The organism is Bacillus sp. G402, from assembly GCF_051172515.1.
In the GTDB taxonomy this organism is placed as follows: domain Bacteria; phylum Bacillota; class Bacilli; order Bacillales; family Bacillaceae; genus Bacillus; species Bacillus altitudinis.
Genome location: NZ_JBPIZC010000001.1, coordinates 1013935 through 1026390 on the forward strand (window position 1 = coordinate 1013935; position 12456 = coordinate 1026390).

9 protein-coding genes are annotated in these 12456 nt (G+C 41.0%); all 9 read right to left on the minus strand.

Annotated elements, in window-relative coordinates; translation table 11 throughout:
- Positions 1-103: 103 nt before the first annotated feature.
- The 9 genes from ACSBQP_RS05335 to ACSBQP_RS05375 all read right to left on the minus strand — a co-directional run bounded on the left by ACSBQP_RS05335 (position 104) and on the right by ACSBQP_RS05375 (position 12449).
- On the minus strand, positions 104-1042 hold the full coding sequence (locus ACSBQP_RS05335) for a sugar-binding transcriptional regulator (protein ID WP_052320394.1): 939 nt from the start codon (positions 1040-1042) through the stop codon (positions 104-106).
- Positions 1043-1192: 150 nt separating this feature from the next.
- Positions 1193-1972: an RNA polymerase sporulation sigma factor SigG gene (gene sigG / locus ACSBQP_RS05340; RefSeq protein WP_003211879.1), complete on the minus strand. Its 780-nt coding sequence runs from the start codon at positions 1970-1972 to the stop codon at positions 1193-1195.
- Positions 1973-2115: 143 nt separating this feature from the next.
- Positions 2116-2835 (minus strand): RNA polymerase sporulation sigma factor SigE, encoded by a 720-nt coding sequence (gene sigE / locus ACSBQP_RS05345; RefSeq protein ID WP_007499746.1) that lies wholly within the window; start codon positions 2833-2835, stop codon positions 2116-2118.
- A 59-nt stretch (positions 2836-2894) separates the two neighbouring features.
- Entirely contained in the window at positions 2895-3824 is a 930-nt protein-coding gene (spoIIGA, locus tag ACSBQP_RS05350; RefSeq protein WP_017367198.1) for a sigma-E processing peptidase SpoIIGA, read from the minus strand.
- A 250-nt stretch (positions 3825-4074) separates the two neighbouring features.
- Complete coding sequence (locus tag ACSBQP_RS05355) at positions 4075-8394, minus strand: S8 family serine peptidase (RefSeq protein WP_435028238.1); 4320 nt, start codon at positions 8392-8394, stop codon at positions 4075-4077.
- 300 nt (positions 8395-8694) lie between these two features.
- Complete coding sequence (gene ftsZ, locus ACSBQP_RS05360; protein WP_007499752.1) at positions 8695-9840, minus strand: cell division protein FtsZ; 1146 nt, start codon at positions 9838-9840, stop codon at positions 8695-8697.
- 33 nt (positions 9841-9873) lie between these two features.
- The gene (gene ftsA, locus ACSBQP_RS05365) at positions 9874-11196 is read right to left on the minus strand and encodes a cell division protein FtsA (protein ID WP_007499754.1); all 1323 of its coding nucleotides are present in this window, start codon (positions 11194-11196) and stop codon (positions 9874-9876) included.
- A gap of 159 nt (positions 11197-11355) precedes the next feature.
- Positions 11356-11724 (minus strand): small basic family protein, encoded by a 369-nt coding sequence (locus ACSBQP_RS05370; RefSeq protein ID WP_003210988.1) that lies wholly within the window; start codon positions 11722-11724, stop codon positions 11356-11358.
- Positions 11724-12449 (minus strand): DUF881 domain-containing protein, encoded by a 726-nt coding sequence (locus ACSBQP_RS05375; protein ID WP_025207297.1) that lies wholly within the window; start codon positions 12447-12449, stop codon positions 11724-11726. The genes ACSBQP_RS05370 and ACSBQP_RS05375 overlap by 1 nt, the downstream gene beginning before the upstream one ends.
- Positions 12450-12456: the final 7 nt, after the last annotated feature.

The window sequence follows — 12456 nt, forward strand, 5'->3', positions numbered from 1 at the left end:
TAGTTTATATGATGTGTCAACTTTGTGTCAAGATAAAATCGATAAAATTTTCAATCTTTTTGAGTCTAAAGACTCAAAAAAACTACCTAATCGGCTTAGGTAGTTACTTTAATAGGGCATCTCCGGTTTGTTCATCTGTAATTAACACATGAATTAATCCACCTTCTAACGCTGCCCTGATCGCTTCAATTTTTTCTTCTCCTCCAGCGACACCAATCACAAGCGGGATCTCTTTCAGTTTTTGAGGACTGATCCCCATCACCCGGTCGTTCCACGGATGCGGATACACTTCACCTTTATGATCAATAAAGTTATAACAAATGTCACCCGCGACATCTTTCGCTTGCAGGATATCTTCCTCACCACTTGTCATATAGGATTTCACCATCGTTGAATGTTGCGGAACACCGCCTATTCCTACGACCGCGATATTTGATGATTCTCCTAATTTAATGACTTTTTTGATCGACGGCTGTCTAATGAGTACATCTTTCGCTTCTTTCGTATCAAGCATGACAGGCACATGTAAAAACTCACATTTTGATTTGAGTGCTTCTGAGCATCTTCCAATAATATAGTTGGCATGAATATCAACATCTTCATTTCCGACGCCTCCGACTAGCGGAACAAATGTCACAGACGGAAAATGCTGAACAGACGTAAGCGCTTTCGCCATTTCATGCAAGGTGGTCCCTGATGAAAAACCGATGACTTGTCCATCCTTCATGACTTTTAATAAAAAGCCCGCAGCCGCAGCTCCTATTCGACTTTTTGTTGTTTCTTGACTGAGAGATTCCACACACACGACTTCTCGCAGCCCGTATTTTCGCTCTATTTTTCTTTCTAACGAACCATATTGTTGATTCACTTCATCATGAATAATGATTTCCACGATTCCTGCTTCACGTGCTTTTGCCAAATATTTCGATATGAGCGAACGGCTAACCCCAACAGCTTCTGCAATTTTAGATTGAGTGGCGCCTTCTTCATAGTACATATGCGCAACCTTAATGAGCAGCCTTCTTTCATCATGGAATGTCATAATAACCCTTCTTTCCGCTTCTCTATTCCCTCACAAATGATATTTCAAATAACATTTGTTAAAAACAGATTAAATGAAAAAAATAACAGAGTCAATACTAGAAATGGGTTCTCTAAAAAGAATGAAAAAAGCCGCACATTAGTGGCGGCTTTAAAAAATATTTTTATTCATTTGTTTGATTGCTGCTTTTTCAAGCCTTGATACTTGTGCTTGAGAAATGCCGATTTCTTCTGCCACTTCCATTTGTGTTTTGCCTTGGAAAAAGCGTTTACGAAGAATCATTTTTTCTCGATCATTCAATCTGCGCATTCCCTCTTTTAAGGCCAATTCTTCTACCCATTGTGTATCTTTGTTCCGTTCATCACTAATTTGATCCATCACATAAATCGGATCTCCTCCGTCATTATAAATCGGTTCAAACAAAGAAACAGGATCTTGAATGGCATCTAGGGCAAAAACAATTTCCTCATGAGGGACTTCTAACACTTTGGCAATGTCTTCTGCCGTTGGTTCCTTGCTTGTCTCACTAATCAGTCTCTCACGGACTTGAAGCGCCTTATAGGCAATATCTCTTAGTGAACGAGACACCCGGATAGGGTTGTTATCGCGCAAGTATCGACGGATTTCTCCTATGATCATAGGAACCGCATAAGTTGAAAATCTGACATTGTGGCTTAAATCAAAATTATCAATTGATTTCATTAATCCGATACAGCCTACTTGGAAGAGATCATCAACATACTCGCCTCTGTTGTTAAAACGCTGGATCACACTTAAAACCAACCGCAAATTGCCATTAACTAGCTTTTCTCTTGCTGTATCGTCACCTTCATCTTGCAGCTGTCTGAATAATTTTCTCATCTCGTCGTTTTTCAGAACAGGCAGTTTGGAGGTGTCGACTCCGCAGATTTCCACTTTATTTCTGGACACTTTTTTCCCTCCCTACAGGAGCTGTTGTACAAAGTTCAGTATCTCCGTGGGATGGAAAAATATGCACGGTCTACGACGAGAAAGATGTGAAAAAATGGTGATCCCTTTGACAGTGCAGGGATAAAGCTTTCAAAAAATTTTTTTTAGACCATCTTATTAAATTCTTTTTGCAATCGTTTAATAATTCTTTTTTCGAGCCTTGAAATATAGGACTGAGAAATACCAAGCATGTCGGCAACATCTTTTTGTGTTTTTTCTTCACCGCCAACTAAACCGAACCTCAGTTCCATGATCTGTTTTTCACGATCGTTTAATTGTTCTAACGCTTTTTTCAGTAATTTTTTATCGACATTTGCTTCAATATCGCGGGTGATAATATCATCATCTGTCCCAAGTACATCTGATAAAAGCAGTTCATTACCGTCCCAGTCGATGTTAAGCGGTTCATCAAAGGATACTTCTGAACGGATTTTATTATTTCGGCGCAAATACATCAAAATCTCATTTTCAATACATCTAGACGCATATGTGGCCAGTTTGATCTTTTTTTCTGGATTAAACGTATTTACTGCTTTTATGAGGCCTATCGTTCCGATACTAATCAAATCCTCAATGTTAATGCCTGTGTTTTCAAATTTTCTTGCGATATAAACGACCAATCGCAAGTTTCGTTCAATCAAAATGGCTCTTGCTGTTTGATCCCCTTTTGGTAATTTAACGAGCAATTCTTGTTCTTCATCCTTTGATAACGGCGGAGGCAGTGCCTCACTTCCACCAATATAATAAATCTCATCACTCTTTAGCCCTAGCTTCATGAGGAGTTTATACCAGTAGTAAGTGAGTTTAAATTTTAATTTTTTCATCTTCTTCTCCCTTCTAAATGTCCAGTTGACTTCGTAAGATAAAAGACATCACAAAAAAACTACGACACCCCTTGTATCATTTTTCCGTCTAACATCTCTGGATGAATGATGGATTGAAATTCCTGATCTGCTGATAATCCACTTAGACTCATCCCAACAAAACACTTCGCTGGCTGGATCATATGCGTTTTTGTATAAAGGACGACCGTATCTGGTTTAAAGCATAGTAGAAACCCGTGATCATGACCGACTGCGCGATATGGAACGAGTCTTAAACGATCAAGCAGCGGAAAATGGTCATCAAGCTTTTGCATCACTTCAACAGGATGAAACTGTTTCATTTTTTCTATAAATGGCTCTCCGAAAATAGATGTGAGCTGATCGAGCTGGACGATCATGACAGGTGTTTTCGTCAATGGATCATACAGCTGATTTCCAGAATCGACCAGACCATTTAAGCGGATCGTTTCTCCTTGAATGTGTATCTCCACAAGTACTTGTTCGTCATATTGTCTTTTTTTCGCACCAACCTCTCCTAATCGTTTCTTTGAAAACAGCCAAATGGCCGGAAAGCCAGTGAGAACAAAAAGCCAGCTAATGGGATCACCAAATCCATCATTTTGTGAAATAAGCAGTCCATCTTGAATGACTGTATTTGTCTGCAAAAACGAATGAACCCCGATCATGCCCCCTCCCATCAAAAATGTGACAAAGTAAAAAGCAAACAGGTTTTGAAAAAAGGAACGAAATCTTTGAAAGCCAAAGGTTCCAAGCACGATCAAGACAGAAAAAAGCAGTTTGCCTAAAGGGTGCGACACAATCATTGCAAATGGCGTAAAGAGCAAGAGAACAATGCTCGATCCAATGAGAGCTCCTAACATATATCGCCTTTTTTTCACTTGTCGTTTGAGAATAAATGCCGTGAGTAAGAGCAGCAATAGATCAAAACAAAAGTTTAACAGCCAAATGACATCTAAATAAATGACCACCTTCTGCTCCTTTCATCTGAAACAAAGAATCAAAAGCAGTACTTGCACTTGTTTGTACCAGTATAAAACAGTCATAGGATGGAAGTCTGTCAATTCTTGTAGGGGATGATAGAGAACTTTTGGTGGATTGTTATCGTTTTTGTCGACGTATGAAACAGAAAGAACATCAGGATGATTTGTTGGACAAGTGTCTCCTCTATCAATTGCACAAAAAAAAGACACGCTCCGATGAGTCGTGTCTTTTTCGCTGTCATTCTTTCTCATTGATGGTGAGTGTTCCTTCTGCCTTCTGTCTTGTGACATTTCCATAATCATCTTTGACAATGACTTCAATCACTGCACCTTTTGCTTTTGCAATAGATGTCGCCGTCCAGTAGCCTTCATACGTTCCCGGTGCTACTTCACGAATCGGCAGTTCGGTTGTGTTTTGAAGTTTTGATCTAGCATTTGTCAGCGGCATATGAAGAACAAAGGTGGCATCTAGCTTTTCCCTGCTTTTAAATGAAATCTTAACCGATTCACCTGATGATAGATTCATATTCTCTTTTGGCGTTAATTCAGAAATGACAGGTGCATCATATTGTACATCGATGTCGACCTTTTTAGTCGTTTTGTTTCCAGCTGCATCTTTTGCTGTCACTTTGATTGTATTTTTCCCATTTTCAAGTAGCACCCTTGCAGAATATGCCCCATCCTTTACGGTCGCTTTTTTTCCATTGACTGTGACTTGGTCTAGATAATCATCCGCTACTTTCCCTTCCACCGTGAGTGATTCTCTATTAGACTTGTCACCTTTTTTCGGTGTATCAATGGTCAACGTCGGTGCTGTTTGATCGATGATCACCTTGACTGGCTTGGAATGTTTTGTTGAGCCTTTATCCGTTACAGTCGCCACCGTGAAGACATGCTCTCCACTTGGAACAGATACATTTTCTTTGAAAGTACCCGACTCATCTGATTTGACGTTGGCCACCTCTTCATCATTTTGATAAATGGCCACATCGAGACCCGGAGAGGCCGTGCCTTCAATCGTCAATTCACCTTGATTTGTAATGGTTCCTTCCTTTGGAGAAGTGATTTCTGGTACATCTGCTTCATAGTTTACGAGCGCACGAATCATATAATTCCCCTCTTCTTTCGGAGAAGGAGAAAAAGCACCGCTCGTCAGCTGCCAGCTTCTTTCAGCATTAGGGCCATCTTCATCTGTGGCAAGTCCCGGAGATTCGGTATTCTTTTTCGTTTGAATATAAACAAGATAGAAATCGCCATCCACTGTAATGGCTTGATCTTCTAAATCTACTTTTGTCCATTCACCATTACGCAGTGCATTTGCTTTTAAAGGTCCTGCGATTTTCTCACCTGGTGCGCCACCCTTCCCAGAAGCATCATATACTTCAACAGCAAATTCATCGCCTCCAGGAGCTGGCCATTCTGATGTCCAAAACCGGAAAAGGCCACCTGTGACTTGTGCTTGTTTCTTTCCTTTTTCTAATGAAAACTTCACAGCCCAACCATTGCCAGGATCGTAGAAAGCCCGTGCATTTTCAGCCGTTCCATCATCGTAGCCAATCTCTCCCGGAAAACCGATAAAGGGCTCAAGTTTCACTGACTTTTCAAGTGGCTTTTCCGTCACATCCGCTGAAAACGTATAGCCTTTAAACCCCTTTGCAAAAATTTTGACTGTATAGACACCGCTTAATGCCTCTAGAGAAAATTCACCGGATTCATCTGTTTTCACCGGCTCAATTTTTGCGTCTTCCACAAGATAAACAGTTGCATTCTTCACCTTTTCACCAGTTGTTTCATTGACGACCGTGCCGGAGATCGTTCGTTTCTCTAGCGGCTGTAAGGAGAAATTCGCTTCTGCTGTTTCTTTTGATGCCACTTTGACTTTTTGGGACCGTGATTCAAAGCCGTAAGCTTCCGCTTTCACTGTCCATTCTCCTGCTCCTTGAGACAGCTGATATTTCCCTGTCGCTTCATCGGTGGAAGTTGATTTTCCGCTTTCTAGAACACTGATTTGCGCTCTCATTGGAAGAGCTTGAATAGACGGAGCATCATGACTGTTTTGCTTTTGAATGTGTACATGTTTATTTTTTACTTTAGCAGGCTTTGCCTTTTTTGGATCAACTGATTTCTTATTCTGGCTTGTGGATTTTTCTTTTTTGATCACACCTAGCTGGTTCTTGGCTTGTTGAGACAAAGCCTCATCTGTGATTTTCACATCATCTAAATAAAAGCCATCTTTTGTGACACTGCCATCTGTTCTTATCTGAAACAGGACTCTCACTTTTTGACCTTTATAAGCAGATAAATCAACTTCGCCTGCTGTCCACGCATTTGTTTTCCCCGTATAAGCAGACGCTTGAACGGCGTCTTCACCCTCTGGCTGTACATAGACATGCACATAATCATAATTGGCTTCGAGATCATGCCAGTATTGATATTGCAGGTAGGAAGAACCTGAATCTGGTACAGCAATGAGCGGCATAGACAAATTGGCGTCCGTTTTATTTTCATAAGGACTGTCTAAATTGGTGGCATAGACATGTTCCCCGCTAAATGCTTGTTTTGGACCTGTGGACGGTTTTCCCCACTGCCACGGATCTTTTGTTCCACCACTGAACCATCCACTTGGCCATGCTTCAAAATCTTGTGAGTAGCCAGTGGTGATGGATGTTTTAATTGGAAGTGTATAAGAATCTGATGCCGCTTCATTTCCTCCAAAATCTTTCACAATCCATCGGTATGTCACGTTTTCCCCCTCAAGTTCAGGGAGCTGCACCGTATAGGTTCCTTTTAAATGATTTCCATCCGTGCGGTTGGCTTTCAGCGTCTCCCACTCACCTTGATCTACTCGGTAAGTCAAAGAAACATTTGTCACTGCTATCCCATCTTCTGCAGTGATGGTTAATGGGGTTGGCGTTGCAGCAAAAATTTCATTCGGACCTTTATGTGAAAAAACAGGTGGTTCTGTATCTTCTCCCTCTTTTGTCACCTGACCTTCAATCGTACCGATTCCATTGGTTAAAGCCGTAATCGCCTCTCTTGCATCAACCAACCCTGCCCCATAGCCATTGTTAGGGGATTCAGGAAATTGCTGATCTGTCAGTGGTTTCGCTGTCTCAATGAGAATTTGCTGTATTTCATCAACAGAAAGGTCTGATTGCACTTGGCGAAGAAGAAGAACAACTGCTGAGACATGCGGACCTGCCATCGATGTACCATTCCACCCATCCTCATATCCTTTTCCCGGGATCGAAGAACGAATGTTTACTCCCGGAGCCGCAATATCTGGTTTCATTACGCCATATGGAGAAGGACCCTGAAGGGAGAAAGACCCTAACTTGTTGTCCTGGTCTGTTGCGCCTGTAGCAAAGGCTTCTTGATAGTTAGCAGGATTTGCAATCGAACCCGCACCGCCTGGATTGAATAAATCGGTATTACCGGCTGAAAATTCTGGAAAGATGTCTGCTGCTCTCCAAGCATTCACTACATCTTTATACCAATCATCAAGACCTGGTCCACCGCCCCACGAATTATTCACAACATCGGGTGCCTTTTCTGGGTGAGGATTTCCGTTTTGATCTTTCGGGGCTAAAATCCACTCACCGGCATCTAACAGATCAGCATCTGTACCGCCATCTTCTGAAAAAGCTTTCACTGCAATCCATTCTGCTCCCGGTGCGACCCCAATTTGATTTTTTCCGTCTGGCTCAGAACCAACCATTGTGCCTGTCACATGGGTCCCATGCTCCAAGTCATCATAAGGGACTTCAGAGCCTGTTGTGGCATCATACCAATTCAGTTCATGAGATGGTTCGTTCGGACGAGCAGGGTCAAACCCGCGGTATTTTTCTTTTAGCGCAGGATGATCCCATTCGACACCTGTATCAATACTTGCCACAACGGTTCCAGTCCCGTCATAGCCTAAATCCCACGCTTCTGGTGCATGCACCTGAGCAATATTCCATTCAACTCCATCTACTGCTTTGATTTGTTTGTTTGGCTTAGCATGCTTCAAATCAACAGGACGATGAAGTTGACGTGTTTCATTCGGCAACACTTGAGCTACTTCAGGAAAAGAAGCAACCTTTTCCATCACTTCTTTTGTTGCCGTCACAGCTAGACCATTCACAATATAGTAGGAATGAATATCATTCACTTGCTTATTCTTTTTTTCCTTTTGTAAATACGCTAGGAGCGCTTGCTGCGTTTCATCAGATGTTGCTCTCAGCTCAGATACAACGGCTGATCTTTTTGTGTACTGCGTTTTAGCCGCGGTTAATTTTTGTTTTTTTGCTTTTGATACAGCTTCTTTTGCTACTTTTTGTACATTCGTTTGTTCCTTCATTTTGACTAAGAAGGTCACCTTATCTTCCTTTTGAAACTGCTTCTTTAATCTCGAAGAAATCTTGGCTTTTGTTGTCTTAGAGGAAACAGCTTCCTCCTGATATGAGGTAGAAGTCGATTTTGCTTGAACCATCCCAAAGCTTGTCATCGTTAAAATACCAATCACCAAAAGACTCATGAAACGATAGACGGCGGTTTTACGAAACTTCACTTTCAATAAAATCCCTCCTCCTCAAATGGTCAAACAGTGTGTATCCTGCCCCTCCCCCTTCTTTTTGATCATGACAAGATTCATGGTGTTCTCATTAATGTAGTCAAATAAAGTTCAACATTTTGTCGTTTTTTGTAAAGGGAATTAAAAATGATTCTTTTGACTTAAAAGACTCGAGCCAAAACACATACAATAGTTCCAAATAACACGCGAAAACAAGACTTTTATATCAATCAGACGCAGGATCTTCTCACCATGACGACATAAAAAAACCCCTTCCAAAGGAAGGGGATGAATCGTGTTTGCTTATCGTTTGTTGCGGTTACGTAAGAACGTTGGGATATCCAATGTATCATCACTTGACTGTGTATTTTGTCTTGGTTGTGATGATGTTTGCTGATGTTCCTCACGTTTTACTTCACGCTTTTGTGGAATGGATTGATTTTGCTTTAATCCTTGTCCTAATGGATTTCTTTGAGGTTTTGTCACTTCCGGCTCTTGCTCAATAAAACCGGTTGCGATGACTGTGACCACAATTTCATCCTTCAAGTTATCATTAATGACAGATCCAAAGATCATGTTGACATCTTCATCAGAGGCTGATGCAACAATATCCGCTGCTTCTTGTACCTCATAAAGACTAAGGTTCGTACCACCAGTAATATTCATGATAACACCTTGTGCTCCATCAATCGCTGTTTCAAGAAGTGGTGAAGAAATGGCTTTTTTCGCTGCTTCAGCAGCACGGTTTTCGCCTGTTGCGACACCAATTCCCATAAGAGCTGAACCTTTGTTAGACATGATCGTTTTCACGTCAGCAAAGTCAAGGTTAATTAAACCTGGTGTTGCAATGAGATCTGAGATCCCTTGAACACCTTGTCTTAACACGTTATCTGCTGCACGGAATGCTTCAAGCATTGGCGTGTTTTTATCGACAATTTCAAGCAGGCGATCGTTTGGAATCACGATTAACGTATCAACTGCTTCTTTCATAGAAGCAATTCCTTCAACTGCTTGAAGCTGACGCTTTCTTCCTTCAAATGTGAAAGGACGAGTCACAACTCCAACTGTCAAGGCTCCAGAATCTTTTGCGATTTTCGCAATGACAGGTGCAGCACCCGTACCAGTTCCACCGCCCATACCAGCTGTGACAAAGACCATGTCAGCGCCTTTTAGGACTTCTTCAATTTGTTCTTTACTTTCTTCAGCAGCTTTTTTACCAACTTCAGGATTCGCACCTGCTCCAAGCCCTCTTGTCAGCTTAGCACCGATTTGCATTTTTGTTTCTGCTTTTGATAAGTTTAACGCCTGTGCATCTGTATTCACTGCAATAAAATCGACACCCTGTACGTCATTTTCAATCATTCGGTTGACAGCATTATTTCCGCCGCCACCTACACCGATTACTTTAATTGATGCTAGGCCGTCTATATTTGTTTCAAACTCCAACATGCTGAATCCTCCTAATCCGTCGAAAATCTAGTTCTATTCCCAGAACATATTAAATAGTTTTTTCATTTTGCCCGGTTTTTTATTTGTCTCTTGTTGCGCTTTTTGTTTCACTTTCGGTCTTGGCTGAGCTTCTTTTACTTGTGGTGTAGAAGAAACCGGCTCCATGGACGCGCCTACTTCATGAAATGCTTCATCTGGCATTTGGAATCCAACCTGTCTGCCCTGAATCTTTGCATTGCGATAAGCAAAATGGATCAAGCCCACTCCTGTCATATATTGAGGTTCCCTGACCCCAATATAATTAGGACTTGCGATTCTTACATTGTTTTGTAGGACCGTTTGTGCCAGAGAAAGGATACCTGGTATAGCTGCCTGTCCACCTGTTAGAACGAATCCGCCAGGCAAATCATGGACACCCATATTGCGTAATTCCTCTGCCACAAAAAGCAGAATCTCTTCCAATCGCGCTTCGATGATATTGGCTGCTTCAAGTTGTGTATACGTCTGCTTTTGGTCCGTACCGATGACGGAAACTTCAAATGTCTCCTCAGACGATGCCTCATCATAGAATGCATGCCCAAATTGCTTTTTGATTCGTTCAGCTTCTTCAGTGGAAGTTCTAAGTCCTATAGACAAATCTTTTGTAATGTTCTCTCCGCCCAATGGGATACTGTGAGTAGAATAGAGATGCCCGTTTTCAAATACGGATATCGTGGTAGAGCCGCCGCCAATATCGACAAGAGCTACCCCTAGATTTTTTTCATCTTTCGATAACGCTGCTGAACCCGATGCGAGTGGCTGCAAGCAAATATCCATAATTTCAATACCAGCCCGCTCTACACATCGGAGCCAGTTATGTAGAATCGTTTTAGAACCTGTGATTAACGATCCATCCACTTCTAGCCGTACACCTAGCATTTTTTTCGGATCTGTGATCTCATCTCTTCCGTCGACGATAAATTGTCTCGGAATGACGTCTACTACGAGATGTTCTTGCGGAATAGATACTACCTGTGCAGCATCCAAGACACGTCTCACATCTTCAGCATGTATTTCTTTATTTTCACTAGACACTGCGACCACGCCGCTCGTATTTTGAATATGAATGTGGTTTCCGTTAATTCCGACTATCGCCTTTTGTAAAGGAAAACCTACCATTCTCTCAGCCTGTTCAAATGCTTGTCTAATAGAATGAACTGTTTCATCTATATCAACAATCGATCCTTTTTTTAACCCCTCTGAAGGGACATTTCCAACACCTATAATGTTAAGCGAATCATCCGCCATTTCTCCGACGATGACTTTTATATTGGATGTACCGATGTCAAGGCTGACGTAAATTTCATTGTTGTTCATTCTATGGCACCTCCTCACATATCAATACTTTCTATTCTATTATTTGCTGAACAACAATACAATGAATGTGTTTTTACAAGTGTGTAACAAAACTTAAAAAATCAACATTTTTTATTAGGATTACTGAAAATATTCGTTACATCATATGTATATCCTTTTTTATGACTCACTTTTTTTCTTTTTTTCTCTAGAAATTGTCCATTTTGTTAGTAGAATTCTTCGAATAACGGCGATATTTTGAAACAATCTAACACCGAATGCAAACATTCCGACTAAATACAAGTCTACACCAAGATGGACGCCCAGAAAAGCTAAACTTATTGCGAGTATAATATTAAAGAAGAAACCTGATACAAACACTAGTTCATCGTATGCCCCTTGCAGATGTGCTCTGATTCCACCAATCAATGTATCAAGCGCAGCAAGTACAGCGAGGGAAAGATAGTTAGAATACTCATTCGGTATCGTAAAATTCGTTAAGAAACCGATCGCAACTCCTATGATTAGACCAAGTACAGGAAGCCACATTAAGATTTTCCCTCCTTTACATCGTCAAGAGGCTTCAATTCATTTAACTGAATTGTACCGTCAAATGCTTTTAAATGAATGTTTTTCTTCGGCGGTCTAATACTCAAACTGAAATTTTCCTGAGCAAACAAATCACCAATATCTGATACATTTAAACGGCTGTATAATTTATCGGCCTGCTCGCTGACCATCTTAATAGTGACTGTATCACCATCTATGCTGTAACCATCCATTTTCGTCGTACCATTAATATCTCGAATAACACTGGTGTTAATCACCCGGTGTTCATTAATGGAAATATGTTTTGCCCCAAACATATTGGCTTCGTTGATTAATTTTTTCAGAAGATCAGGTGGTATATTTTTGACTTCTTCTCCGGTAAGTTCCTTAGAAAAAAGCTGAGTAATTTCTATTTCAACTCCTTCACCCGTTACCTCTGTAAAACCAGCCTTTTCTTTCAAATCCTTCAACGTTTTTGTTAATTGTGCTTCTTTGGATTGATCTTCTTGGTTGCCATACTTTTTTAGCATTTCATCATATTTATCAATTTCTTTCAATAAATCCAGTTCCTTACTTTTAGATGCAGATAAATCCTCTCTTAATTCCCAAACGTCTCGAGTATCGCGAACTTTAGGCTTTTGTAGAGAGTTAAACTGGATGGAGACCATGATGCCAAATATGACCATCAGGACTGTCAAACTAAGTAATGGCTTCTTTTTCCTCAACACCACT